General features: G+C 64.6%; 27 protein-coding genes. 8 read left to right on the top strand and 19 right to left on the bottom strand.

Features of this window, described 5'->3' with window-relative positions; translation table 11 throughout:
- From L0F51_RS18630 to L0F51_RS18590, 9 genes are all read right to left on the bottom strand, one after another.
- Positions 1–693 carry an urease accessory protein UreF gene (locus tag L0F51_RS18630; protein WP_370642452.1) on the bottom strand — a complete coding sequence of 231 codons (693 nt, stop codon included), beginning with the start codon at positions 691–693 and terminating at the stop codon, positions 1–3.
- Positions 668–949: a YrhK family protein gene (locus L0F51_RS18625; protein ID WP_234630661.1), complete on the bottom strand. Its 282-nt coding sequence runs from the start codon at positions 947–949 to the stop codon at positions 668–670. The genes L0F51_RS18630 and L0F51_RS18625 overlap by 26 nt, the downstream gene beginning before the upstream one ends.
- Before the next feature lie 22 nt (positions 950–971).
- On the bottom strand, positions 972–1496 hold the full coding sequence (locus tag L0F51_RS18620) for an urease accessory protein UreE (protein WP_234630660.1): 525 nt from the start codon (positions 1494–1496) through the stop codon (positions 972–974).
- Positions 1493–2101: a LysE family translocator gene (locus L0F51_RS18615; protein WP_234630659.1), complete on the bottom strand. Its 609-nt coding sequence runs from the start codon at positions 2099–2101 to the stop codon at positions 1493–1495. The genes L0F51_RS18620 and L0F51_RS18615 overlap by 4 nt, the downstream gene beginning before the upstream one ends.
- Positions 2102–2164: 63 nt before the next feature.
- A complete protein-coding gene (locus tag L0F51_RS18610; RefSeq protein WP_234630658.1) occupies positions 2165–2689 on the bottom strand; it encodes a GNAT family N-acetyltransferase in 525 nt (174 codons plus the stop codon).
- Between the two features lie 22 nt (positions 2690–2711).
- A complete protein-coding gene (gene ureC / locus L0F51_RS18605; RefSeq protein WP_234630657.1) occupies positions 2712–4424 on the bottom strand; it encodes an urease subunit alpha in 1713 nt (570 codons plus the stop codon).
- Positions 4425–4426: 2 nt separating this feature from the next.
- The gene (locus tag L0F51_RS18600) at positions 4427–4828 is read right to left on the bottom strand and encodes a PIN domain-containing protein (RefSeq protein ID WP_234630656.1); all 402 of its coding nucleotides are present in this window, start codon (positions 4826–4828) and stop codon (positions 4427–4429) included.
- Positions 4825–5097 carry an AbrB/MazE/SpoVT family DNA-binding domain-containing protein gene (locus L0F51_RS18595; protein WP_234630655.1) on the bottom strand — a complete coding sequence of 91 codons (273 nt, stop codon included), beginning with the start codon at positions 5095–5097 and terminating at the stop codon, positions 4825–4827. Before L0F51_RS18595 ends, L0F51_RS18600 begins: the two co-directional genes overlap by 4 nt.
- A 94-nt stretch (positions 5098–5191) precedes the next feature.
- Positions 5192–5599, bottom strand: coding sequence for a lysozyme inhibitor LprI family protein (locus tag L0F51_RS18590; protein WP_234630654.1), 408 nt, complete (start codon positions 5597–5599; stop codon positions 5192–5194).
- A gap of 193 nt (positions 5600–5792) precedes the next feature.
- Between L0F51_RS18590 and L0F51_RS18585 the strand changes: the two genes are divergently transcribed.
- Positions 5793–6251: a hypothetical protein gene (locus L0F51_RS18585; RefSeq protein WP_234630653.1), complete on the top strand. Its 459-nt coding sequence runs from the start codon at positions 5793–5795 to the stop codon at positions 6249–6251.
- Between the two features lie 111 nt (positions 6252–6362).
- Here the strand turns inward: L0F51_RS18585 and L0F51_RS18580 are convergent, their stop codons facing one another.
- The 3 genes from L0F51_RS18580 to L0F51_RS18570 are packed head-to-tail and all read right to left on the bottom strand — an operon-like array spanning position 6363 to position 7873.
- Positions 6363–6668 carry an urease subunit beta gene (locus L0F51_RS18580; protein WP_234630652.1) on the bottom strand — a complete coding sequence of 102 codons (306 nt, stop codon included), beginning with the start codon at positions 6666–6668 and terminating at the stop codon, positions 6363–6365.
- Between the two features lie 47 nt (positions 6669–6715).
- Positions 6716–7018 (bottom strand): urease subunit gamma, encoded by a 303-nt coding sequence (locus L0F51_RS18575; protein WP_128292714.1) that lies wholly within the window; start codon positions 7016–7018, stop codon positions 6716–6718.
- Between the two features lie 9 nt (positions 7019–7027).
- Entirely contained in the window at positions 7028–7873 is an 846-nt protein-coding gene (locus L0F51_RS18570; protein WP_234630651.1) for an urease accessory protein UreD, read from the bottom strand.
- Positions 7874–7980: 107 nt separating this feature from the next.
- Here L0F51_RS18570 and L0F51_RS18565 point away from each other — a divergent pair, with 107 nt between their 5' ends.
- Both L0F51_RS18565 and L0F51_RS18560 read left to right on the top strand, forming a co-directional pair.
- A complete protein-coding gene (locus L0F51_RS18565; RefSeq protein ID WP_234630650.1) occupies positions 7981–8253 on the top strand; it encodes a BrnT family toxin in 273 nt (90 codons plus the stop codon).
- Positions 8222–8500 (top strand): DNA-binding transcriptional regulator, encoded by a 279-nt coding sequence (locus L0F51_RS18560; protein WP_128292706.1) that lies wholly within the window; start codon positions 8222–8224, stop codon positions 8498–8500. Before L0F51_RS18565 ends, L0F51_RS18560 begins: the two co-directional genes overlap by 32 nt.
- A 1-nt stretch (position 8501) precedes the next feature.
- Here the strand turns inward: L0F51_RS18560 and L0F51_RS18555 are convergent, their stop codons facing one another.
- From L0F51_RS18555 to L0F51_RS18530, 6 genes are all read right to left on the bottom strand, one after another.
- Positions 8502–10361, bottom strand: a complete 1860-nt coding sequence (locus tag L0F51_RS18555) for an acetyl-CoA hydrolase/transferase C-terminal domain-containing protein (RefSeq protein ID WP_234630649.1) — start codon at positions 10359–10361, stop codon at positions 8502–8504.
- A complete protein-coding gene (locus tag L0F51_RS18550) occupies positions 10348–12465 on the bottom strand; it encodes a 3-hydroxyacyl-CoA dehydrogenase NAD-binding domain-containing protein (RefSeq protein WP_234630648.1) in 2118 nt (705 codons plus the stop codon). The genes L0F51_RS18555 and L0F51_RS18550 overlap by 14 nt, the downstream gene beginning before the upstream one ends.
- A gap of 11 nt (positions 12466–12476) precedes the next feature.
- A complete protein-coding gene (locus L0F51_RS18545; protein ID WP_234630647.1) occupies positions 12477–13763 on the bottom strand; it encodes an acetyl-CoA C-acetyltransferase in 1287 nt (428 codons plus the stop codon).
- Complete coding sequence (locus L0F51_RS18540) at positions 13763–16051, bottom strand: acyl-CoA dehydrogenase (RefSeq protein ID WP_234630646.1); 2289 nt, start codon at positions 16049–16051, stop codon at positions 13763–13765. Before L0F51_RS18540 ends, L0F51_RS18545 begins: the two co-directional genes overlap by 1 nt.
- A 117-nt stretch (positions 16052–16168) precedes the next feature.
- Positions 16169–17491, bottom strand: a complete 1323-nt coding sequence (locus L0F51_RS18535) for a TRAP transporter large permease (protein WP_234630645.1) — start codon at positions 17489–17491, stop codon at positions 16169–16171.
- Positions 17488–18057 carry a TRAP transporter small permease gene (locus tag L0F51_RS18530; protein ID WP_234630644.1) on the bottom strand — a complete coding sequence of 190 codons (570 nt, stop codon included), beginning with the start codon at positions 18055–18057 and terminating at the stop codon, positions 17488–17490. The genes L0F51_RS18535 and L0F51_RS18530 overlap by 4 nt, the downstream gene beginning before the upstream one ends.
- A gap of 222 nt (positions 18058–18279) precedes the next feature.
- Between L0F51_RS18530 and L0F51_RS18525 the strand changes: the two genes are divergently transcribed.
- The 5 genes from L0F51_RS18525 to L0F51_RS18505 all read left to right on the top strand — a co-directional run bounded on the left by L0F51_RS18525 (position 18280) and on the right by L0F51_RS18505 (position 24353).
- Positions 18280–18990 (top strand): tetratricopeptide repeat protein, encoded by a 711-nt coding sequence (locus tag L0F51_RS18525; protein WP_234630643.1) that lies wholly within the window; start codon positions 18280–18282, stop codon positions 18988–18990.
- A gap of 199 nt (positions 18991–19189) precedes the next feature.
- Positions 19190–20449 (top strand): sarcosine oxidase subunit beta family protein, encoded by a 1260-nt coding sequence (locus L0F51_RS18520; RefSeq protein ID WP_234630642.1) that lies wholly within the window; start codon positions 19190–19192, stop codon positions 20447–20449.
- 37 nt (positions 20450–20486) lie between these two features.
- Positions 20487–20756: a sarcosine oxidase subunit delta gene (locus L0F51_RS18515; protein ID WP_234630641.1), complete on the top strand. Its 270-nt coding sequence runs from the start codon at positions 20487–20489 to the stop codon at positions 20754–20756.
- Complete coding sequence (locus L0F51_RS18510) at positions 20756–23755, top strand: sarcosine oxidase subunit alpha family protein (protein WP_234630640.1); 3000 nt, start codon at positions 20756–20758, stop codon at positions 23753–23755. Before L0F51_RS18515 ends, L0F51_RS18510 begins: the two co-directional genes overlap by 1 nt.
- Positions 23748–24353, top strand: coding sequence for a hypothetical protein (locus tag L0F51_RS18505; protein ID WP_234630639.1), 606 nt, complete (start codon positions 23748–23750; stop codon positions 24351–24353). The genes L0F51_RS18510 and L0F51_RS18505 overlap by 8 nt, the downstream gene beginning before the upstream one ends.
- Before the next feature lie 30 nt (positions 24354–24383).
- Here the strand turns inward: L0F51_RS18505 and L0F51_RS18500 are convergent, their stop codons facing one another.
- Positions 24384–25562 (bottom strand): iron-containing alcohol dehydrogenase, encoded by a 1179-nt coding sequence (locus L0F51_RS18500; RefSeq protein WP_234630638.1) that lies wholly within the window; start codon positions 25560–25562, stop codon positions 24384–24386.
- Positions 25563–25734 lie beyond the last annotated feature (172 nt).

The raw sequence follows: 25734 nt of genomic DNA, 5'->3' as shown, positions 1-25734 counted from the left end.
TCATGAGCGGAACAACCTCGTCTCCTGCACCTCGTGCTGCATCGAAGCGATATCGGAGAAAAACGTCGCGCTGCCAAGCTCGGCGAGATCTGCGGCGGCCGCCCAGGCGGCAGTTTCAAGAACGCCCTCGCGCAGCGCCGTGACAACCGCCAGCGCGTCCTTCTGACCGATCGGAACGCTCCTTTGCGCCGCCGAACAGAGATTGACGATGGCAGCCTGCAGGAAGCTCGCAACGGCGGTCACAAGTCCAATATCGAGATCAGCGGCGGCCGTCCCGATCGCAACCGGCCAGGGCCTTTCCAGGCCGCCCGTCGCCGCGGCGAAGGCGCGCCCCTGCGCCATCGTTTCGAGATGCCTCTCCTGCGACGGCGCCAGAGCCTCGGCAAGCTCGGCTATCTCGGCGAGCTCCTGTTCATCTCCGACCGAATGCGCGCGAAAGGCTGCTGCGAAGAGCAGAGCATCAGCACGAAACGAGCCGCAGAGCAGAAGAGCATCGAGCCACGCCTTCAGGCTTTCTCGGTCATGCACCCAGCCGGCAGCGACAGCCCGCTCGAGCCCATGCGAATAGGCGAACGCCCCGACCGGGAATGCAGGAGACAGCCAATACTGGAGCGTCAACAGAGCAGCGGCCGCACCCTTGCTGCCGCGTTCGACCTCGGTCGCGCCCTCAGCCATGCGCCGCCTTGTCGACATCGTCAAAATCTCCGAGCGAGAGATAATGCAGCTCCCGCACGATGCGGATCGTCGGCTTCATGGCAAAACAGATGGACCCGATGAGAAAGCACCAGATCGCCGGCGTTTCCAGCTCCGGATAGAAGAAAAGCGCGGAGCCGACCACGAAGAGCACCGCCGCGCTCACATCCACGGTCGTGAAGGCGATTTCGTAGAGCGCGTAGAGCCTGCGGTGACGCGCGGTCTGGGTGTTGTTCTGCGGGTCGAAGAAAGCCATTCTGCCTCGCGGTCCGTACTGTTCATCCTGGCCCATGAGAATGGGGCGGCTCGGTGCCATGACCATGGCCGTGATGGTGCGGATCGCCATAAGCGCCACCTTCCGGATCGAACGCCTCCTCCACTTCGAAAATTTCTCCACCGAGCCTGCGGATCATCTCCGCCAGCACGTGATCGCGGCGGATGAGAAGACGCTCTTCCTGAAGGGCGGCGGGCGTGTGGCGGTTGCCGAGATGCCAGGCGAGCCGCAAAAGCGTGGTTCGGTCGGGCGCGCGCACCTCCAGCAGCGGCTCAGGCTTTGCCCGCACGTCGATGCGGCGTCCGTCTTCCAGAACCAGGCGGTCGCCCTCCCGCAGCAGCCGCGCTTCGGGAAGGTCGAGCAGAAAGGTCAGCCCGGTTTCCGTCGTCATCACCAGACGGCGGCGGTGGCGCTCATCCGAGGTGAGACAGACGGTTTCGGTCATCCCTTCCGAGGGCAGACCTGCCTCTTCGACGGCGGTGGCGCGCGGCCAGGTGTGCGGATCACCGGACATCTGCTCGCTGGTCATCGGCTCGACACCGCCATCGAACCACCCGAGACGATCAGCGCCGAGCCGACGAAACGATTGAGCCAGACGAAGATGCGCTCCGAGCGCAGCAGACCTTTGAGGAGGGCGCCGGCGGCGACATAGAGCGCGACCGCCACAACCTCCATGACGAGAAAGGCGCCGCCGAGCCGCGCAAGCTGCGACCAGGCCGGAAAGGCCGGATCGATGAACTGCGGGAAGAAAGCCGTAAAAACCGCGATCGCCTTCGGATTGGTGATGGCGATGGTGAAGTCGCGGCGCATCAGCGTCTTCAGGTTGACCGAGGACGGGTCGACCCGTGCGAGATGCCGCGCATGGCGCAGGATCCTGACGCCGACATAGATGAGATAGGCGGCGCCCAGGAGCTTGATGACGACGAACGCCTCGGCGGAAGCGGACAGGATCGCGCCAAGCCCCGCAACGGTGACACCGATCAAAATGGCAAAGGCCGGCATGCGGCCGAGGCCCCCCAGAAGAGCGTAGAGCGGCCCGACCTTCGCCGCATTGGCGAAGGCCAGCATGTTGTTGGGCCCGGGCGCGCAATTCACGGCAAAGCAGGCGGGAATGAAAAGGCTCCAGGCGATCATCGCAAAGCTCTCAAGGCGTTTCAGACGGAACCCTAGAGAAAAATGCGGCGCTGCGGAAGGAAGTCAGGCTTGTTCGGGAACGGCAGCCGAGAAGGCGCGATCTGGCCATGGAGGGTCGACCGGCTTCGTCATGGTGATGCTCGTCGGACGGTCATAGCCGTCATGGGCCGTTTCACCCACCTTCGCAAACCCGAGACGGGCGAACGTGGCGTGGTTCTCGGAGAGTTCGACGCGCGTCTGCAACTTGAGGACCAAGCGACCGTTCGCCCGCGCCCACTCTTCAGCGAGAGCAAAAAGCTGTCGCGCCAGCCCCGCCCCGCGAAACGCCGGATCGACGGCGACCTTGCCGATATAAAGGCAGTCCGGCTCGAGCCTGAGAAAAGCGCAGCCGACGATGCGTCCATCCTCTTCAGCCAGAAGAAGCGTTTCGCTCCCAGCCTTTTCGGCAAGCTCCGCCGGCCCCATGCGCAGAAGCGAGGACGGCGGATCGATCCGCGCCGCCATATAGGCAAAGCAATCCATCAAAAGACGATGAAGTTCGTCCCAGCGATCGAAGGCCGGATCGGCTTCGCGGAAGCTCACGACCATAGGAACTTGCCTCCGAAAGCGATCAAAACAGAAAATACCGCTGCGCCATCGGCAGAATATCGGCCGGCTCGCAGGTGAGGAGGTCGCCGTTGGCGCGCACCTCGTAGGTTTCCGGATCGACCACGATCTCCGGCGTCGCGTCGTTCAAGAGCATCGAGGCCTTGGAGATGCCGCCGCGGGTGTTTTTGACCGGCACGAGTTCCTTCGCCACGCCGAGCCGCGCCCCAAGACCATCGTCGATCGCCGCCCTGGAGACGAAGGTCACCGACGAATTCGTCCGCGCCTTGCCATAGGCGCCGAACATCGGGCGGTAATGCACCGGCTGCGGCGTCGGGATGGAGGCGTTCGGGTCGCCCATCGGCGCGGCCGCGATCGAGCCACCGATCAGCACCATGAAGGGCTTCACGCCGAAAAACGCCGGATCCCACAAAACGAGATCGGCGCGCTTGCCCGCTTCCACCGAACCGATTTCGTCGGCCATGCCGTGCGCAATCGCGGGATTGATCGTCACTTTCGCGATGTAGCGGCGCACACGGAAATTGTCGTTGTCGCCCGTCTCCTCGGGAAGACGGCCGCGCTGCACCTTCATCTTGTGCGCCGTCTGCCAAGTGCGGATCAAAACCTCGCCGACGCGTCCCATCGCCTGGCTGTCGGAGGCGATGATGGAGAAGGCGCCCATGTCATGCAGGATGTCTTCCGCCGCGATCGTTTCCTTGCGGATGCGGCTTTCGGCGAAGGCCACATCTTCGGGAATGTTGGAATCGAGGTGGTGGCAGACCATGAGCATGTCGAGATGCTCGTCGATCGTGTTCCGCGTATAGGGCCGGGTGGGATTGGTCGAGGACGGCAGGACATTCGCCAGTCCGCAGACCTTGATGATGTCCGGCGCATGGCCGCCACCCGCCCCTTCGGTGTGGAAGGCATGGATGGTGCGATCCTTGAAGGCGGCGATCGTGTTCTCCACGAAACCCGATTCGTTGAGGGTGTCGGTGTGGATCATCACCTGCACATCGTAATCGTCGGCGACGGACAGGCAGCAATCGATGGCGCCCGGCGTCGTGCCCCAATCCTCGTGCAGCTTGAGCGCGCAGGCGCCGCCCTTCACCATCTCCTCGAGCGCAGCCGGCAGCGAGGCATTGCCCTTGCCGGCAAAACCGATGTTCATGGGAAAGGCGTCTGCCGCCTCGATCATCCGCGCCATGTGCCAGGGGCCCGGCGTGCAGGTCGTCGCGAGCGTTCCATGCGCCGGGCCGGTGCCGCCGCCGAGCATCGTCGTGACCCCCGACATCAGCGCCTCTTCGATCTGCTGCGGGCAGATGAAATGGATATGGCTGTCGAAGCCGCCGGCGGTCACGATCTTGCCTTCGCCCGCAATCGCCTCGGTTCCCGGGCCGATGATGATGTCGACGCCCGGCTGCGTATCGGGATTGCCGGCCTTGCCGATCGCCGCGATGCGCCCGTCTTTCAGGCCGATATCGGCCTTGTAGATACCGGTGTGGTCGACGATCAGCGCATTGGTGATGACCGTGTCGACGGCGCCGTCTCCGCGCGCATGCTGGCTCTGGCCCATGCCGTCGCGAATGACTTTGCCGCCTCCGAATTTCACCTCCTCGCCATAAATGGTGAAATCCTTCTCCACCTCGATGACGAGATCGGTATCGGCAAGGCGAACCTTGTCGCCGATGGTGGGGCCGAACATGTCGGCATAGGCGGCACGCGAAATTGTGGCGGGCATGGTCAGCTTTCCACTTTGGCAAAGCCAGGCGATTTGAGAGCGGCCGTATCGAAGGTGAAAGTCGGGGCTGCACCCAAATTCCGGCTCTGAGCTGCGATCAGGTATTCGGCGAAATCCGCGGGACCGTCCTCATAGGCGTCGAGTGCTGCTGAAAGGCCGGTCACGTCTCGGAAGCTGAGATGGGAGTTGTCCATCAAGGTGCGGCAAATGCCAGCGATCTCGGCACGGCTCGTCCCCCTTCGTCCTGTCAGCACCCAGACAAACTCCGCCATGGCAACCTCGTGCACAAAAGCAGGCGCGTCAGGATCGCAGAGATCATCAATGAGGTGGCGCGCCGCCTCGCTGTGACGATCATCGTCATCGAGCACGTAACGGAGAAGCACATTCGTATCGAGCGCGATCACGCATCTGCCCCAGAAGACCCATGACTCCGAGCTTCGCCGACGGCCGTTTTCACCGCTTTTCGAACCTCCTCGGAAGTCTTCGGAGCGTTTGGCCAATGCAGCATGGCGCGGCCCGCGCCACGACGCAGCTTGCGCACCCTTACGCGCATACGGCCATCGAGACCTTCGTAGAAAACGAGCTCGTCACCCTTCTCGATGCCCATCTCCTCCCGGATCGAGTTCGGGATGGTGATCTGGCCCTTGCCGGAAACCTTTGCTGCGGCACCCATGAAAAGCTCCGAAACAGCGCACTGCCTTACATATAGCCGACCAGCTTACATTTCGCACATCTGCCGACCGCGCCCACTTTCGCCGACTTTCCGTCTATTTGTCTCCCAACAGTGCCAGAAGCTGATCGGTCCGCTCGCGCGTCAGGTCGGCCTTGCACGATGTCACAAGAAGCGGCTCCATGGTGCCGCCACGCGCAGCGAAGCCGACAGACGCACAATGCGCATCACGGAAGACGATCCAGGTGCGCTGTGCTTCAAGGAGTGCGTCTTCCGCACCCTTCAGATCATCCGAAAGCTCGGCGTCGACCGCACGGTAATACTCGAGAACCTTCGGCCACGCCTCATTGAGAGCGGCGTCGGCCGCTTCGAATTTCTGCGCTGCGCAGGCATTCATGTCGGTCTGCGTCTGTGGATCGGCGCATTCGGCCGCCCGTGCCGCACCCGCGGCCGACAGGGTCAGAAGGACGACAAGGGCGGCCATGAACATATTGGATCGCGCCATCAAACAATTTCTCCACTTGCCGCGCTGCGACGGCTTCGAAACATCATGAAAGAGAAGATGGCACAGCCGCAGGCACCGCGAAATGGTCCCTGAATGATCACATTTTCGGCCCCTCGAAACGCAGACTGGCGGAGCTTCCGACGCGCCCGCCGCATGGCGGGCCTGTCCCAACTCTGATGAAGAGGAAAGACCGATGCGAAAGATCGTTTCAACAGCAGCTGCAGCCGCTTTCGCCCTCCCGCTTCTGGCGCCCGTCGCCTTCGCGCAAGATGCCGGCACGCCCGCGGCCAAACCGAACCAGACGCAGGCCGCCCAGCCGGCGGCGCCGGGAGAACAGGGCCGCACGCCGATTACCGTCGACAGCGTCGTCGCTTCGGTCGCCGATTCCGGCAACGCCGCCGATGCCATCTCCGACACCGACATCAAGCAGGTCGGCGTCGTGACCATCGATGAACGTGCCGGCGCGGATGCGGCCGCACGCGTCGATCAGGCCGTGGCCGACAACCAGGACAAGGTGACGGAGTTGCGCGACACCCTCTCGCACCATCAGCAGCTCGGACCACGGCTTCGCGAGGGTGGGCTCGATGTGACGAAAGTAGTCGCCGCGCAGATGATGCCCTCGGGCGACCTTCTGCTGTTCGTGCGCAGCTGACGGGAGCATAAAAGGGCGCGGCCGCCTGAGCGACCGCGCCCTCTTCCATGCAATTCGATCCGGCGGCGATTATCGGCTGGGGCACGTCAGCAGCCCAATATCCGGTCGCGCTTACAGCGCACCCATGACCTTCTGATTGAAGCCGTACACTTTGCGGGCGCCACGAAGCGGCACGAGCGTCACCTCGCGCCTCTGGCCCGGCTCGAAGCGCACGGCCGTGCCGGCCGCAATATCGAGGCGCATGCCCCGGGCTTTCTCGCGGTCGAACGCCAGGGCTTCGTTCGTTTCATAGAAGTGGTAGTGCGAGCCCACCTGAACGGGACGGTCGCCCGTATTGGCGACCTCAAGGCTGACGGTCTCGCAACCTTCATTGAGAACGATGTCGCCCGCCGCCGGAATGACCTCTCCAGGGATCATGGCACCAATACCTCTCTTCTCGCGGAAATCCTTCTCCCACACCGGGTTCAACGCACCGGCTGGTGGACCGTGACGAGCTTGGTCCCATCCGGAAACGTCGCCTCCACCTGAACGTCGTGGATCATCTCCGCCACGCCGTCCATCACCTGGTCGCGGGTGACGACATGGGCGCCTGCCTCCATGAGATCTGCAACGGCGCGCCCGTCGCGCGCACCTTCGACCACGAAATCCGTGATCAGGGCGATCGCCTCGGGATGGTTGAGCTTGACGCCTCGCTGAAGCCGCTTTCGGGCAACTTCGGCCGCCATGGCAACAAGCAGTTTGTCCTTTTCGCGCGGGGTGAGCTGCATGATCCTATCTCAAAGCGTCCAGATTTTGGGCAGCGGACAATCCGCTAATAGAATTCTGAGCGCGGGCACAAGGTGGCGCCGCAGCGCAAGGCCGTCTTCCGCCACCAGCCTAGCAAGTATTTTGCCATTGAAGACGCTGGCCCCGCCTCCGGGTTCGAGTGCTGCGCGCAAATGATCGACGAGAGGCTCGCAATCCTCCGCCACGAGGAGAAGGCTCGCAAAAGCGCTGCCGCCCGCCAAGGTGGCACGTGCGCCGCCGAGCGCCGCGACGTCGCCGCGCAACGCCAGTTCGTCGGCGTGCACGAGACGTCCCGCGCGGCGCACCCGCCAGCTTTCCCGCAGATCGGCCCGCGTCACGCGTTCGCCCATGGCGCGGCGCCCAAGAAGCGTGGATTCCAGCGCCAGAAGCCGGGCGCCTTCGCCAAGCTCGGCCGTGATACGCCGGTGACAGGCCGCACCCTGAAACGCGATCGTCTCCTGCGGCAGCCAGTAGAGGGTCGCGCCTGCCGCGAGATCGAGATGCACGTCGATTTCGGCAACCCCGCCCGCCGCGCGGTAAAGCCGCTCGCAGGCGGGTGTCATCACAACCGCAGTCGTCCCCTCGCCCATCTCGACGGTGACGGAAAACCGGTCACCGCCGGTGAGACCGCCCGCGGTATTGATGACGACAGCTTCGGGCGGCATGCCCGCCGGCACGTGCGGCAGGCGCCACTTGACAGATCCCTGGTGGAACAGCCGGTCGAGGCGCGTCACCCCGCCCGCGCGCTTGAAGGCAATCCGCGCCTCCGCCTCGACGCGCTGGAGGCGCGCAGGCGCGCTGGCTCTATCACTCGTATCGACGCTCGTTCGAAGCATCCCGCCCTCTTCCGCATCCGACCATCGACGAGAATGGTGAGCGAGTCGAGAGCGCCCGCCACGCTTCAAATCTGTATTTCTACTGAATTTCGGTATATGCTCTTTTCATGACCGACAGGTTCGATCCCGCCAAGGATGTTTGCAACCGGGAGCGCCACGGTCTGCCGCTGATCTTCGGCGACACGATCATGGAGGATGAGGACCTTCTTATCCTTCCATCGATACGCCCAAAGGATGGCGAGGAACGCTTCAAGGCCATCGGCTGCGTCGGCGAAAAGATTCACACGGCCATATTCGTCTGGCGGGACGGGCAGCCGCGTTTCATCTCCGTCAGAAGGAGCAACAAAGGTGAAGAAAGATCGTATCGTTCTGCCCTCTGACTCGAACGATCCCGAGGACTTCGATGTCTCGGCCGAAGCCCTGGAGCGCGGGCAGAAAGCGCGTATCGTGCGCAAGGCACGCACCCAGCTCGGCCTCACCCAGGCCGAGTTCGCCAAGCGGTTTCATGTTCCGCTCGGGACTCTTCGGGACTGGGAGCAGGCGCGAGTCACACCGCCGGACTTTGCGATCGCCTATGTTCGCGTGATCATGCGCAATCCGGAGCTGGTTGCCACCGCCGTGGCGTAAATCAGCTGCGCCTGAGTGCGCCCAGAACGAGGGCGGCGAGCGCCGTCTCTTTGAGGCTCTTCGGTTTGGCGAGCCCCATGCGATCGAGAGCCGCCTTTTCGGCAGGGCTCGTCTCGCCGGCTCCCCAGCCCTCCCGGAAGGTGCGGGCGAGCTCGAGCCAGGCCCCCTGCTGCCGTTTCAGAAGCGAGAGCGCCGGAAGCAGCGTCTGTTCGGCTTCGGTGAAATCCGTGCCGAGCGGGAAGCGCGGCAAATGCCCTGCATGGCGGAAAGGCGAGAGAGCCGAGACGATACGCTGTGGTGTATTCTCCGCCGAGGAAAGCTTGAAATCGCGCTCGATCTTGCCGGCCTTGCGAGCACGCTTCACGAGCCCATCCTGAAAACGGCCGTCGGTGATCGCCAGCATGGCGGCGACGGTGTCGCGGTCGCTGCGCCCTTTCAGTTCCGCGATCCCGTATTCGGTGATGACGACATCCTTCAAATGCCGCGGCACGGTCGTATGGCCGTAAGTCCAGACGATGTTGGAACGCGGCGCGCCCTTGGCCATCCGCGCAGCCCGGAGCGCCATGATGGAGCGCGCGCCTTTGAGCGCAAAAGCCTGAGCAACGAAATTGTACTGGCCGCCGACACCCGAGACCACGCGCCCGTCCTCCAGCTGGTCTGAGACGACCGCACCGAGGAGCGTCGCCATCATGGCGTTGTTGACGAAGCGGGCATCGCGGCGGTCGCGGCGCTTCTGCTCTTCGTCACCGTAGAGATCGTTGACGAAGGAGATCTCGCGCATGGAGAGCTTCGCCCGCTCCCCCTCCGGCAGCGCCTTCAAGCGGTCGTAAAAACTCTGCGGCCCGAGAAAGAACCCGGCATGCAGGACGGCGCCATCCTCGGCCGGCCGCTTCAGGATGCCGGCCTCGAAGAGATCGAGGAAGCCGTCGACGAACATTTCCGAAGCGGCATAAAGGCCTTCGCGAAACGGTTCGCAATGGCGTTCGCGCCCCGCAGGCGTCGGTCCGAGCGCGTCGAGCGCAGCGCGGAAAACCTCCGGGTAGCGATGGCGCAGGATGAGCGCATGGGTGAGCGCGTCGCCGATCGAGCCGATTCCGATCTGCAGCGTCCCGCCATCGGGCACCAGGCTCGCCGCATGCAGTCCGATGGCATAATCCGCGAGCGAAACGGGCGGTTTCGGTGTGACGAAGAGCGGGTAATCTCCGCGTTCGAGGACAAAATCGAACTCTTCCGGCGCCAGTTCGGCCGCGCCCGGCATGAAGGGGAGCTCGTTGTTCACCTCGCCGACAAGGGCGAGCTTTTCACCGGCGGCGCGCCGCGCCCGGATCGTCGACAGGATGTCGAGCGTCACATCGGTATTGCCGGAAACGCTGTAACGCGCGCTCTCCCCCTCACCTTCGCGCGCCACCATCTGGCCGACGACATTGACGCCGCGCTCCAGAAGATAGCCGACGGCATGGGTGTAATTGGCGGAGATGTAAGTCTGCTGCGCGTGCGGGCTCGACAGGTACTTGCCCGCAAGGAAAAAGAACTCGTTGACCTCGATATTGGGCGGCAGGGTGCCCGCCCGCATCGGCCGCGCATAGGCAAGGCGCGGCACGCCTGCATAGAGCCGCTCGGCGAGCGGTCCCATGAACCGCTTCTCGATCTCCGACGAGCCGGAGGGCGGCTGCAGCGTCAGCGCAGTGAAAATCGTCAGGCGGATCGAGCGATCGGCTTCGGCCCGCCTGTAAAGCGCATTGGCAAAAAGGTTCGCCTTGCCGAGGCCGAGCGGCAGGCCGAGAACGATGTCTCGGCCTACATGCTCAATAACCCTGTCGGCGAGAGCGTCTGCGTCCGAGGAAACCTCAGGCGGCCGCACGCTGTTCCTGTCGGAGTTTTGTCCAGCCGTCGTCCGGCTTGAAGCGATCGCCATATTTTTCGGCCAGCTTGTCGAGCGCCGCCACAACATCGTCCACGCCACGAGCGCGGGCGTAATGGAGCGGTCCGCCCCTGAAAGGAGCAAAGCCCGTACCGAAAATCATGGCGCCGTCAAGGACATCCTCGTCCTCCACGACGTTCTCACGCAGACATGCCGCACAGGTGTTGAGGATCGGCAGGACCAGGCGATCCTGAAGATCCGCCGGCGGGATGGCCTCGTGCTTCTTGCCGCGCTGCGGCTTTCCGTCCTTGTCGTAGGAATAGAGCCCCTTGCCGGTCTTGCGGCCGAGCTCGCCCTTTTCGACCTTGTCCTTCAGCCATTGGGGCGCTTCGGGAATCGGCACCGGCAGGCGGTTGCGCAACTCGTCGGCGACGGCGAGGCCGACATCGAGGCCGATGTTGTCCATGAGCTCCACCGGGCCCATCGGCATGCCGAAATCCTTCGCGGCCTCGTCGATCACCTCCTTGTCGACGCCTTCGTCGAGCAGGAGCATGGCTTCCAGGAGATACGGCGTCAGAGCCCGATTGACGAGGAAACCCGGCGAGGATTTCACCGGCGCCGGCAGGCGGTCGATCGAGGTGACGTAGGACATCGCGGCCGAAAGCGTCTCGTCCGACAGGCGATCGTGTTTCACCACCTCGACGAGCTGCATCTTCGACACCGGGTTGAAGAAGTGGATGCCGACGAAGCGGGAGGGATCTTTCAGGTCCGCCCGCAAATCCTCGAGCGGGATCGACGAGGTATTGGTGGCGATGATCGCCCCGGGCTTCATGCCCTCTTCGAGACCCGCGTAGATCTTCTTCTTCAGATCGAGCTTTTCCGGCACCGCTTCGATGACGAGGTCCGCGCCCTTGAGCCCGTAGCCGTTCGGGTCCGGAATGAGGCGGTCCCAGGCGTCGCGCGCCTTGACGCTGTCTTTGAGCGTCTTTTCCATCATCTTCCAGGCGGGCTTCATCGCCTTGGCGATCGGCTTGATGGCGAGGTCAGCGAGCGTCGCGCGCATGCCGCTGCGGGCCGACCAGGCGGCGATCTCGCCGCCCATGATGCCGGCGCCGACCACATGCACATGGCCGATATCGCTCTTCTTCGGCGCAAGACCCTTCATCTTCTCACGCAGGAAGAAGACGCGGATGAGGCTTTGCGCCGTATCCGTGACGAGAAGATCCGCAAAGGATTTGATCTCGCCTTCGCGCATATTGTCGACGTCGCCGCCGGACGTCTCCCACAGATCGATGAGCGCGTAGGGCGCCGGATAATGCTCCTTGCGCAGCCGCTCCTCGACCTTCGCCCGCATGCGGTTGGACGCAAAGCGGCGGCCCGGGCCGCTGCTCAGCGCCTTGTCCTTCAGCCCCTCATGGGCGGCGGAATGAAGCTCGCCCTTGGCGACCGCCGCAACGGCCGCCGCCACATGGCGTTCTTCCGTCGCAAGATCGACGAGCCCCAGACGCTTTGCCGAACGGGCCGATTTGTTGCGGCCCGTCAGCATCATCGTCATCGCCTCGGTCGGGTCGATGAGCTCGGTGGAGCGGAAGGTGCCGCCGAGGCCCGGATGCAGGCCGAGCATCACCTCCGGAAAGCCGAGCTTTGCCTCGCCGACCGCGACACGGCGCTTGCAGGCAAGCGCGATTTCGAGACCGCCACCAAGGCAATTGCCGTGAATGACGGCAACGGTCGGATAAGGCACGGCGGCGAGCCGATCGACGACCTTGTGGGCGCGCCTCAGCGCCGCCTCCACCTCTTCCGCCTTCGTCAGATTGCGGAACATGTTGATGTCGGCGCCGACGATGAAGCCGGATTTCTTCGCCGAGCGGATGGCGAGCGCCTTCGGCGGGTTCGCCTCGAGCTCGGTCAGAATGGCATCGAGTTCCGTCAGCATCGCCTCGTCGACGACATTGACGGAGCGGCCGGGCATGTCGAGGAGAAGCCATTCGACATTGTCGGCGTCACGGCCGCGCTTCCACATTTTGTCGGCGGGCGCCATCTTCAGATCGACGGGCCCGGTTTCCATAAGGCGCGGCGACAGCGCGCTTAGCATGCGTCCCATGTCTTCCGTCCTCACATTACGCGTTCGATGAGCATGGCGCCGCCCTGGCCGCCGCCGATGCATTCGGTTGCAATTCCGCGGCTCTTGCCGGTGCGCTTCAAAGCGTTGGCGAGATGCAGCACGATGCGGTTGCCGCTGGTGCCGACCGGATGGCCGAGACTGATGGCACCGCCGTCGATGTTGAGCTTGTCGCGTTCGATACGCCCGAGCGGATGGTCGAGGCCGAGAACGTCGCGGCAGACGGTTTCGTCTTCCCAGGCGGCGAGACAGGCGAGAACCTGCGCGGAGAAAGCTTCGTTCAGCTCCCACAGATCGACATTGTCGAGACCCATGTCATGGCGCTGCATGAGCCTCGTCGACGACACGACGGGCCCGAGACCCATGATGGCGGGATCGAGCGCCCCCCATTCGGAATCGACGATCTTCGCGATCGGCTTCAGGCCCCATTTTTCGACCGCCCGTTCGGAGGCGAGAATGACCCAGCAGGCACCATCGGTGATCTGCGAGGCATTGCCGGGCGTCACCTTGCCGAAAGGCCGCTCGAAAGCGGGCTTCAATTTGGCGAGTTTTTCCACCGAGCTGTCCGGGCGCACACCGTCATCGTGATCATAGGCGACGCCGTCGCGATCGAAGGCCGGCGTCACCTCGTCGGCGAGCCAGCCTTCATTCTGTGCCCGGGCGAGCCGGTGATGGCTCTCCGTCGCATATTCATCCGCCTGTTCGCGGCTGATGTCGAAGATCTGCGCCAGGATCTCCGCGGTCTGACCCATATTGAGTTCCGTGATCGGATCGGTCAGGCCGCGCTCCAAGCCGATCTGCGGCTTGAAATCGCCCGGGCGGAACGAGGTCGTCTTGCCGAGCCGGTCCCAGATCGACTTCGAGGAATTGAACTCGCCGAGCCATTCCACCGCATCGCGTTTCAGGATCATCGGCGAATGGCTGAGCGCCTCCGTGCCGCCGGCCAGGATCATGTCGCGGGTGCCGTCCTGGATATAGCGGAAGGCCGTGTCGATCGACTGCATGCCGGAGCCGCAATTGATCTGCACGGTGAAGGCCGGCATCTCGTCGCCCATATCGAGACGAAGGGCTGCGACGCGCGCCGGGTTCATCTCGTCGGCAATGACGTTGACGCAGCCCAGGATGACCTCGTCGAATTCCTTCGGCGAGAAAGGCTGGCGCATGAGCAATGGCCGCCCCGCCTGCACGGCGAGGTCGACGGGCGTGAACGGCCCGGGCTTTCCCCGGGCTTTGATGAACGGGGTTCGGGCGCCGTCCACCAGATAAACTGGCTGGGTCATTAAGCGGTCCGTTTCAGGTCGTGAACGTTGCTGGCAGCCGCGGACGGCGTGTTGTCACGCTCGTCCGGCAGTGCGCTGCCGTGGGTGAAGGCTTCGCCGGGGAAGGCATCGACGGCGATCACGAGATCGGCCGCGGCCTCGGCTTCCTTGAGGCGGTTCGCTTCTTCCTCGGAGATGAGGCCCTTCTTCGCGGCTTCGTCGGGGTTCCTCACCTTGGCTTCGCGCAGCTTGCGACGCAGCGGCTCCACCTCGACGACGAGCTTGAAGGCCCGCTCCAGATGCGAGATCGCCGCGTCCGGCTGTCCCTCGCCGAGATAAAGCCCGGAGGTCAGGCGCTCGCGCGTCTCCGAAGGCTCGAGCAGAATTTCCGCACAGGTCTGGGCGAGTTTGTCGGACGGGCCGGAGCGACGGGCACCGAACGGGAAGAGCATGAATTTCGCAAGCCACGCCGCCGGTCGCGACGGCAGATTGTCGAGAAGCTCGGCAAAGGCCGTGCCGATCGCCTTGGTGCCACGCGCAAAGGTGTAATCGACGAGCGGCCGGTCGGCTGCGGGTTTTCCGTCGACCTCGAAGCGCTTCAACGTCGCCGACAGGAGATAGAGCTCCGACAGGATATCGCCGAGGCGGGCCGACAGGCGCTCCTTGCGCTTCAGCGAACCACCAAGCGTGAGGAGCGCCAGATCGCTCACGACCGCAAAGGCGGCCGAGTAACGCGACAGCTGGCGATAATGCACGGCGAGATCGCCCGCCTCCTCCGGCGCCGGCGCAAAGCGGCCAAACGTCCAGCCGCGGCCCATCGCACGGAAGGCGTTCTTGATGGCATGGCCGACATGGCCCCAGAAGGCCTCGTCGAACTCCTTGATGCCCTTGTCGCGGTCGGTTTCCGACAGCGCCATCATCTCCTTCAAGATGAAGGGATGGGCGCGGATCGCTCCCTGACCGTAGATCATCAGATTGCGGGTGAGGATGTTCGCACCCTCCACCGTGATGCCGACCGGCACGGCGCGATAGAGATTGCCGAGATAGTTCTTCGGCCCGTCGATCACCGCCTTGCCGGAATGGATGTCATAAGCGTCGTTGACGGATTCGCGCATGCGATAGGTCGCATGGGCCTTCATGATCGCGGCGATGACGCCCGATTTGTAGCCCTGGTCGAGCGAGGCGCAGGTCATGCGGCGGGCCGCGTCGAGCTGATAGGCCGTGCCGGCGAGCTGGGCGAGATGCTCCTGCACGCCTTCGAACTTGCCGACCGGCAGATTGAACTGGTGGCGGATCCTGGAATAGGCGCCCGTTGTGCGCGCCGCAAAGGAGGCTGCGGCCGACGAGAGCGAGGGAAGCGAGATGCCGCGGCCGGCAGCCAGCGCCGACATCAGCATCTTCCAGCCTTTGCCGATCTGCTCCTCGCCGCCGATGATCGCAGACAAAGGAACGAAGACGTCCTCGCCGTGGACCGGACCGTTCTGGAAAAAAGTCATCGCCGGAATATGCCGCTTGCCGCGCGTCACGCCCGGGGTGTCGGCCGGGATCAGGGCGACGGTGATGCCAAGATCCTCCTTCTTGCCCAGAAGATGGTCGGGGTCCTTCATCTTGAAGGCAAGGCCGATGACCGTCGCGATCGGCGACAGCGTGATGTAGCGCTTGGAGAAGTTGAGGCGGATGCCGAGCACTTCCTCGCCGTCGTGCATGCCCCGCGTGACGACACCGGTATCGGTCATGGCGGCAGCGTCGGACCCGGCGTCAGGGCTCGTCAGGCCGAAGCAGGGAATTTCTTCGCCACGGGCCAGGCGCGGGAGCCAGTAATCGCGCTGCTCCTTGGTGCCGAACTGCATCAAAAGCTCGCCCGGTCCGAGCGAATTCGGGACCATGATGGAAACGGCCCCTGTCACGCTCGCGGTCGAAACTTTGCGGATCACCTCCGAATGGGCGAAGGCGGAGAAGCCGAGACCGCCATATTCCTTCGGGATGATCATGCCGAAGAAGCGCTTCTCGCGGATGAAGTCCCAGACCTCCTGCGGCAGGTCATGGAGCTTCCAGTTGATGTGCCAGTCGTCGAGCTTCTCGCAGAGCTCGGCCACAGGCCCATCGAGGAAGGCCTGTTCCTCCTCCGTCAGCGTCGCCGGTGGCGTGGCGAGCAACCTCTCCCAGTCCGGCGTTCCGGTGAAGAGTTCAGCATCCCACCAGACATTTCCGGCCTCGATGGCTTCACGCTCCGTCTCCGACATGGGCGGCAGAATGTTGCGCGCCCAGCCGAAGAGCGGGCGAGTGATGAAACGGGCGCGAAAAGACATGTCTTGCTCCTCAATGCATGCGGTGCAAACGCGGCCGGACCGACCGGGTTGCAAGCCTCGCGAATTCGGGGACCGCGCGGCGGCGCCCCCTCCCACATATGGTTGTCGTTCGTCGTCTCAATAGAGAATTCGAAGCATAACGAGGGTGATCGAAGGGAAGGCAACTAAAATTGTTATGCGCAAAATGTCGCTGGCGACAAAGGGAATGACGCCACGGAAAGTGGCGCTCATCGGAACATCTTCCGACAACGAGTTGATCACGAAGAGGTTCATGCCAACCGGCGGCGTGATCAGCCCGACCTCTACGACGATCAAGACTAAGATACCGAACCAGATAGCGAATTCCTCTGGGCCGAGGCCGAAATCGAGACCACTCACGAGCGGGAAGAAGATCGGGATGGTGAGGAGGATCATCGACAGCGAATCCATCACGCATCCGAAAGCGAGGTAGCAAAGCAGGATCGCGGCAAGCACCGTCCACGGATCGAGCCCCGCCTCCATCACGCTTTGCGCGAGCTCCTGCGGCAGTTGAGAGAAGGCAAGGAAGGTGTTGAAGACGGCCGCGCCGAAAACGATGAAAAAGATCATGGCGGTGGCGACCGCCGTCTCCAGCAGCGCCTCGATCAGGGCGCGAGGCCCGAGGGCACCGTTCGCGAGTGCGATGAGGCCGGTGCCCAGAGCTCCGACGGCCGCCCCTTCCGTCGGCGTGAAAATGCCGAGATAGATGCCGCCGATCACAGCGATGAAAACGACAAGGACCGGCCAGACGGCGATGAGAGCGGCGACCCTCTCCTCCCGCGTGGCCTTGTCGCGACGCCCCGCCGCGTCCGGCCGCAGGCGCACATAGATTGCGATCGCAAGCATATAGCCAAGTGCCGCCAGAACCCCCGGCAGGACGGCGGCGAGAAAGAGCTTGGCGATGTTCTGCTCCGTCAGGATGGCATAGATCACCAGGATGACAGAGGGCGGAATGAGGATGCCGAGCGTGCCGCCCGCGGCGAGGCAGCCTGTCGAAAGCGCCCCCGAATAGCCGAAGCGGCGCATCTCCGGGATCGCCACCTTGGCCATGGTGGCGGCGGTGGCGAGGGACGAGCCGCAGATCGCCCCGAAACCGGCACAGGCGCCGACCGCCGCCATGGCGACGCCGCCCTTGCGGTGGCCGAGCAGTGCCGCCGCCGCATCGAAGAGCTGCCGCGACATGCCTCCGCGCGTCGCGAACTGCCCCATCAGGAGAAAGAGCGGCACGATCGACAGCGAATAGCTCGAAAAGCTCTCATAGGTGAGCGATTTGAGCTGCGCCAGAAGCGGCGTCCAGGAACCGTTGACGAGGACGTTGCCAACGAGACCGACGACGAGCATCGCAAGGCCGATCGGCATGCGCAGGAAAATGAGAAGCAGGAGGACGGCGAAAGACCAGCCGCCAAGCGCCACATCGCTCACTCGCCGGACTCCGTGCCGCGCGGGCGCAGACCCGCCTGTTCGCCTGTCGTCAGCGTCTCGTTCAAGGCGCGCCAGACGGTGTAGGCCGAGGCGACGGCGAACATCCAGGCGCCGGCGAGAGAGGCCGCATAGGGCCACCAGATCGGGAATTGCAGGATGAAGCTCGTCTCCGGGTAGAGCCTCTTGTCCTGCATGCCGAGACCAAGGCGCCAGGCGAGAAGACCGGCGATCGCCGTCATGACGAGATTGGACGCAAGCGCACAAGCCGCCATGCCGCGTGGCCCGAATCGCTCCGCCAGAAGGTCGACGGTGACGTGGCCACGGCGAAACTGGCACCAGGGAAGGAAGGAAAAGACGGCGAAGGCCACCCCCGCTTCCACGAGCTCGAAATCGCCCGGGACCGGACCAAGCCCCAAAGGCACCAGCGCGCGGCCGGCGATGGAGAGAACGGTCATCACCGTCAAAACGACGAGGACGAGACCGCCGAGAATGGCAAGAGCAGCACAGAGCCCACCGACGAGGCGGCCGACGCGCGCTTCGGCTTCGGGAAAAATCCCTCCGCTCACGATGTCGTCATGCCTTTCCTCTCCCCGGCGGCGCTTTGTGGTCGCTTGCGCGCGACCATGCCATCCTGGCTCGCACGCCGGAAGAGGCGGAGGACGGTTTTCAAGCCTTGTTGAGCGAATGGTTTGCGCGGATTGCGGCGAGGCGCTGGTCAGCCCCGGCATCAGGCCTAACTATTCGGTCAACGAGGCCAATCCGTGCGCTTTGGCGCGCAGAAGGACACGATGCCGATTGCCTTGCCGGTGATAACCGTCTCCGCAGCTCCGGCTCCGCTCGCTTGCGACAGGCGCCGGGGTATGGCGCGCGCCGGCAACCTCCTCTTCTCCTTGGCGCTTACCCTTCTCGCGCTTCTCTTCCTTTCGAACCCGAGCCGCGCCGCCGGCATGGACGACGACACCAGCCGGCATCTTTCCGCCTCCGAGCGGAGGACGGAACTCTCCCGTCTCTACGATGAGCTCAAAGGCGCCCGGAGCGAAACGGAAGGCCGGCGCATCGAGAACCTGATCTGGCAGGCCTGGATGGTCGGCCCGACCGCAGAGATTTCGCAGATGATGCAGGAGGCGCTCACCGCCCGCCGCGTCGCCGATTACGACAAGGCAACGGCGATCCTCGATGACGTGATCGCCCAGGCGCCCGATTACGCCGAGGCCTGGAATCAGCGCGCCACCTTGCGTTTCCTGAAAGGCGACCTCGACGGCTCGCTCGAAGATATCGACCGCGTCATGGAGCTCGAGCCCAAGCACTTCGCGGCACTCTCCGGACGCGGCCTCATCCTCCTGCACCAGGGGCGCACGCGGCTTGCTCACAAGGCGTTGCGCGAGGCCGTCGCCATCAATCCCTGGCTCAAAGAGCGGGCGCTGCTTCCCGCGACGCCCGATGGCGACGCGCCTGCCGACGACGAGGACGAAGACGCCGCGGGCGGTCGCGACATCTGAGTTTTCCCCCATCGCCCACAACTTCCGCAAGTTCCTCAACGCCCGACGAAAACCCGGGCCGGCGCCGGCCGGGCGGCAATCTGTCGGTGGAGAAAACCGCTCGCGCCGCTTTCGAAACGCCGCCGATTGAGTCAAAGCTTTAACCTTGTTGGAGGGGGCGCTCTCCGAAAGCGTGCGGCAACAGCCCGGATCAATGGCGATGGCGGAATATTCGGCCCTGCGGGTCCTGACCCAGGGCATTACGGGAAATCGCGGCTGGCGTCCGGCCTGGCGGAAGGCGGAGCCGAAGCCGCGCTACGACGCCATCATCGTCGGTGGCGGTGGCCATGGTCTCGCCACGGCCTTCTATCTCGCCAAGAACCACAAGCTCACCAATATCGCCGTCGTCGAGCGCGGCTGGATCGGCCAGGGCAATGTCGGGCGCAACCAGACCATCGTGCGCTCCAATTACCTCCTGCCGGAAAACCACCGCTTCTACGACTGGAGCCTGAAATTGTGGGAGGGCCTGTCGCAGGAGCTCAACTACAATGTCATGTTCTCGCAGCGCGGCGTCCTCAATCTCGCGCATTCGCCCGAACAGCTCGATCGTCTTGCAGAGCGCGGCAATGCGCTCAGGCTCGCCGGCATCGATGCAGAGCTCGTTTCTCGCGAAGGCGTCTCGCGGCTCTGCCCCGGCCTCGACATTTCGCCCGGCGCCCGCTTTCCGGTTGTCGGCGGGCTTTTGCAGAAGCGCGGCGGCACCGCACGCCACGACGCCGTCGCCTGGGGCTATGCCCGCGCCGCCGACCGCCTCGGCGTCGATATCATCGAGAACACACCCGTCACCGGCTTCATCAAGGAGGCCGGCAAGGTCGTCGGCGTGGAGACACCGCGCGGACAGATCAAGGCCGCCAAGGTCGGCGTCTCCGTCGCCGGCATGACATCCGACGTGATGCGGCTTGCCGGCGTCGACAATCTGCCGATCGAAAGCCATCTTTTGCAGGCCTTCGTCACCGAGCCGGTGAAGCCGCTCATCCACACGGTCGTCGCCTATGGCTGCGGGCACATGTATGTCACGCAATCCGACAAGGGCGGCCTCGTCTTCGGCGGCGGTCTCGATCTCTACAATTCCTACGCCCAGCGCGGCAATCTGCCGGCCGTCCACGAGATGACGGAGCAGCTTCTGGCGCTCTTCCCGAATGTCTCGCGCCTCAAGCTCCTGCGCTCCTGGGGCGGCATCATGGACATGTCGATGGACGGCAGCCCGATCATCGACAAGGGGCCCCTGCCCGGCCTCTACCTCGATTGCGGCTGGTGCTATGGCGGCTTCAAGGCGACACCCGCGGCCGGCTGGTGCTTTGCCCATACGATCGCCAATGACGAGCCGCACCCGCTCAACGCCGCCTATCGCCTCGACCGCTTCAAGGACGGCCGGGTGCTCGACGAGGCCGGCGTCGGCCCAACCCCGAGATTGCATTGATGCGCCGCCCTCTCTCAACGCGGCGCGGGAGCGTGCCATGCTGATCCCATGTCCCGTCTGCGGGCTGCGCGATGTCGGCGAATTCACCTATTGGGGCGATGCGGGCGCAAAGCGCCCGTCGCACCGGGAAAAAGAAGCCGGACCGTGGATCCCTTATGTCTACGAGCGCAAGAATTTGCGCGGCGAGCACAAGGAAATCTGGCAGCACGAACACGGATGCCGACAGTTCCTGATCGCCACGCGCAACACCGAGACGCATGAAGTGCTGGACACCAAACTCGCCGGCCCGTTCGGGGGAGACGAGTGATGGCGGGCTTTCGCACAGACACATTCGGCACGCGCATCGACCGCGACAAGCCGCTTCGTTTCACCTTTGACGGCAAGCCGGTGGAGGCGTTTTCCGGCGACACGATCGCGTCCGCACTTCTCGCCTCCGGCCGCACGGTCGTGGCGCGCTCGTTCAAATATCATCGGCCCCGCGGCGTCTTTGCCGCTGGCAGCGAAGAGCCGAACGCGCTGGTGACGACTGGCACGGGCGGCGAGACGGAGCCCAATGTGCAGGCGACGACCCGGCTCGTCTCCGATGGGCTCGTCGTCACCGGGCAGAACGCCTACCCGTCCGTCGACCGCGATGTCGGGGCCATCAACCAGGTTCTCGCCCCCTTCTTCGGCGCCGGCTTCTACTACAAGACTTTCATGGGGCCGATGAAGCGCTCGTGGATGTGGTACGAGCCGTCGATCCGCGCCGCGGCCGGCATGGGCCGCGCGAGCCTGTCACCCGACCCGGCACGCTACGAGCGCGCCAATGCCTTTGCCGATCTTCTCGTCGTCGGCGGCGGTCCGGCCGGGCTTGCCGCGGCGCTGACGGCGGGACGCGTCGGCGCCCGCGTTCTCATCGCCGATGAAGGGCACGTGCTCGGCGGTGCAATCGATCTCGACGATGCGCGCATCAACGGCACGGCGGCACTCGACTGGGCGAAGGAAGCGGCCGACGAGCTCGACGTCATGCCCAATGTGCGCGTTCTGCGGCAGACCGCTGTCTGGGGCTATTACGACGCCAACGTTCTCGCAGCGTTTGAGGATTGCAGCGCCAGCGGGCTGACACGGGCGCGCCACTGGCGGCTGCAGGCCCGGCAGGTGGTGCTCGCCACCGGCTCTTACGAACGTCCGATCGTCTTTGCCGGCAACGACCGACCGGGCGTGATGCTCGTCTCCGCCGCGCTCGCCTATGCGCGCCGCTTCGGCGTCATGGTCGGCCGGCAGGCGGTTCTCTTCTGCAACAACGATCAGGCGTGGCTCAATGCGGCCGCCCTTGCCGAAGAGGGGCTGCAGATCGCAGCCATCGTCGATCCGCGCGAGGACTTGCCGGCTGAGCTGACGGAGCCGCTCGAACAGGCGGGCGCACGCCTCCTCACCGGCCATGTCGTCATCGCGGCTCAGGGCAAGAAGGCCGTCGAGAAGGCGGTCGTGATGGCCGCCGACGGCAGCGGCGAGACGACTACGCTCGAATGCGACACCCTGCTTGTCTCCGGCGGCAGCAATCCCGTCATCAATCTCGCAAGCCAGGCCGGCGGCGCCCCCACATGGAACGAGGACATCGCCGCTTTCGTGCCCGGCACACAGCGCGAAGCCTGGGTGCCGGCGGGTGCGATGATCGGCGCAGCGCGCCTCGGCGAAGTTTTGAAACAGGGCGCGGTCGCGGGCCAGGCCTCCTGCGAACTCCTCGGCCTGCGCTGTCCGCTCCCCTCCTTCAAGGTGGACAGCCGCGGCGGCAATCTGCGGGCCTCGGTCGAGGATGGCGGGCTCAAACCCCTGTTTGAGGTAAAAACCCCGGCAGGTCGCCGCTTCGGCAAATTCGACAAGGCCTTCGTCGACCTTCAGCACGATGTCACCGCAGAGGATATCCGGCTTGCCGCGCGCGAGGGTTTTGAGAGCCCGGAACATGTGAAGCGCTACACGACGCTCGGCATGGCGAACGATCAGGGCAAGACCTCGAACGTCACCGGCCTCGCCATTCTGGCGGAGGCCCGCGAGGTGCCGATGTCCGAGGCCGGCACGACGCGCTTCCGCCCGCCTTTCGTCCCCGTGCCGCTCGGCACGCTCGCCGGACGCGCCCGCGGCGCACAGATGCGCCCGGTGCGACGATCGCCACTGCATGCCACGCATGTCGCGGCCGGAGCGCCGATGGCAGCGTCAGGCTTGTGGATGGAGCCCCGCGCCTATCCGCGGCCCGGCGAAGCCGCGGAGAAGGCCGCATTGCGCGAGGCCGCACATGCGCGCGACGCCGTCGGCATCGCCGATATCTCCTCCACGGGCAAAATCGATGTCGCGGGACCCGATGCGGCGGCCTTCCTCGACCGCGTCTACACCAATCTCTTCTCCAATCTGACGACCGGGCAGACGCGTTATGGCGTCATGCTGCGCGAGGATGGGCTGATCTTCGCCGACGGCACCGCCTTGCGTCTCTCCAAGGACCATTTCCTGCTTACCACTGCGGCCGCGAAGGCGGAGATGGTGGTGACGCATCTGGAATATCTTCTCGCCATCGCCTGGCCGGATCTGCGCGTCACCGTAACGTCCGTCACCGAGCAATATGCCGGCATCGCCGTCTCCGGACCGAAATCGCGCACGCTCGTGAGCCGCATCGTCGAAGGCCGGGATATGGACAATCGCGCCTTCCCGTACCGGGACGTGCATCGTGCCACGGTCAAGGACCTCCCCGTCATCGTGGCGCGGCTCTCCTCATCCGGGGAAGACGGCTACGAGATCTATATCGGTGCCGATCACGGCGCCTTCCTGTGGAAGCGTCTTCTGGAGGACGGCAAGGATCTCGGCGTCTCGCCCTATGGCATGGAGGCGATGGACATTCTGCGCATCGAGAAGGGCTATCCCGGCGCGGCGGAATTCGATGGGCGGCGCAGCCTTGAGGATTTCGGTATGGAAAAAATCCTGTCGAAAAAGAAGAGCTGCGTCGGCCGGCCGCTCGCCTTGCGCGAGGCCCTGACCTCGCAAGACCGCCTGCAGGTCGTCGGCCTCCTGGCGCTCGACGGCGCGACCGTCCAGGCCGGCGCGCATCTCGTCAAAGGCGCGAGTGCGGAGAAGCCGGGCGAGTCCGAAGGGCACATCACTTCGGCGACCTACAGCCCGGCGATGAAGAGCCACATCGCGCTGGCGCTCCTGCGCGGCGGACGGGAGCGGCACGAAGAGGTTCTCTACGCGGCCGATCCTTTGCGCGGGACACATAACCGGGTGCGGGTCGTGGACCCGCAATTCTACGATCCCGACGGGAGCCGCTCCAATGGCTGAGGAAACCAACACCGCCAAAAAGCCGGCGCCGATCGAACGGCAATCGGCGCTTCACGCCTTGGCACGCGGCAAGCCGGCGACGTCTGCGGCCCTCACGCTCACCGAATTTCGCCCGGCCGTCATCGTGCAGATGCAGGCCTGGCTTTCTACCGCGATCGACTTCGCCAACGCGTTGTCGGAGGTGACGGAGCTGCCGATGCCCGACAACGGCACGTTTGTCGACAATGCCCATGGCATGCTGGTGTCGCTCGGCGTCGGCCGGCTAATGCTGCTGAGCGATACCGACGGCATCGCCGATCAGCTCAAGAAGGCGATCGGAAGATCCGGCACTCTGACCGATCTCAGCCACGGCTTCAGCATCGTGCGTCTGGCAGGAGCGCCTGCGGCAAGCCTCCTCGCCCACGGTATCGCGCTCGATTTCGACACGCTGCCGCCGGGCGGTGCCGCCCAGACCAAGATGGCCGCCTTCGATGTCCTCGTGCTGCGCCAGGCGGACGATTGCTTCGACATCGCGGTCGCGCGCAGCTACGGCGAAGCGATGGTCGAGTGGCTCGTCGATGCCGGCAAGGCCTGGGAGCTCACACTCAGCGCGAAGTGAGGCGCAGGCAGCTCCCGCGCTTCTGACACGTCACGCCGCGTTTCGGGCCGCCTTGTGAAGCACCCGCGCCGCGAGCTGCGGCAGGTCGCGATCGCCGATGAAGCGGGTGTTCGCCTCCAACATCGGGGCATTTTCCTCAGCCCCCATGCGCGCAACAAGCGCTTCGACGGAAATGCCGGACAAAGCCGGCGGGTCGAGCGACAAGCCGATCTCGGCGCAAAGGGCACGAAAGGCCGGCGCAAAGGCCTCTGGCTTCCGCTCGCTCCCCATGGCCTCCGCCACTGCTGCAAAACCCTCCGGGTTTCCTTCCACCGCCCAATCCGCAGTCGCCGCCATGCCGATGGCGACCGCAAGGCCATGCGGGATCGGCGCGAGGGTGCCCAGCGCATAGCCGATATTGTGGGCAAGCCCGGTTCCCGTCTTCTCGATCGCGATCCCAGCCAATGCCGCTCCCTGCATCATGCCGGCGCGGGCTGCGAGATTGTCGGGCTCGCTCATCACGACGGGCAGGTTCTCGCAAATGAGCCAGATGGCAGAGAGCGCAGCCGCCTGGCTTTCGCGGCTCGCCCTCCGGCCGGTCGCCGCTTCCACCGCATGCACCAGGGCATCGATGCCGGTGGTCGCCGTCGGAAGCCCCGGAAGCGTGCAGACAAGTTCGGGATCGAGAAGCACGAGCGCGGGCATCAGCTCCGGCGCGCGGTACCAGTAATTGGTGCCGTCACTCGCCAGAAGATCGGCTGTCGCGGTGAACTCGGCACCGCTGCCCGAGGTGGTGGGCATGGCAATCAAAGGAATGGCCTTGGCGGCAAACGGCATCTCCGCCATGCGGTAGCGCGTCACCTCGCCCGGATTGGCGAGCATCGCCGCGGTGATCTTGCCGAGATCGATCGCCGAACCGCCGCCAAGCGCGATGACGAGCTTCGTCCAATCGCCGGACCCGGCAGCAACGGCTTCGGCCACCTGAGCTTCCGTCGGCTCGCCGGAGACGTCGTCGTAAATCGCCAGCTGATGGCCGGCGCCCAGGAGCGCCTCTTCGAGGCAGAGAATATGGCCGTGCGGACGCAGGCCGGAATCGGCGACAAGCAGGACGTTCGCAGCCTCACCGACGAGCGCCGACACGTCCTGCGCGATCCGCATCGCACGTCCCTGGCCGAAGACGACCGGAATGTCAGCAAAATCGGCGACCTGATTCATCGTGGTTCCCAGCATTGGTGCCCCTCCCATCGTCGTCTGATGCGACATTCTGGCAGGATAGCATTGCAATCCTCATTTCGGGAGCGTCGATGCGGCCCTCACGCCGCGCTGCTGCAGGTTCACGGCGGGAACGGCGTCCGGCTGCCCGTTCAAACCCTTCGAAGGCGGCCGCATAGCGCAGATTGCC

The sequence above is a fragment of the Afifella sp. H1R genome (assembly GCF_021462425.1).
Taxonomy (GTDB): domain Bacteria; phylum Pseudomonadota; class Alphaproteobacteria; order Rhizobiales; family Afifellaceae; genus Afifella; species Afifella aestuarii.
This window is presented reverse-complemented; position numbering and strand designations above follow the sequence as displayed.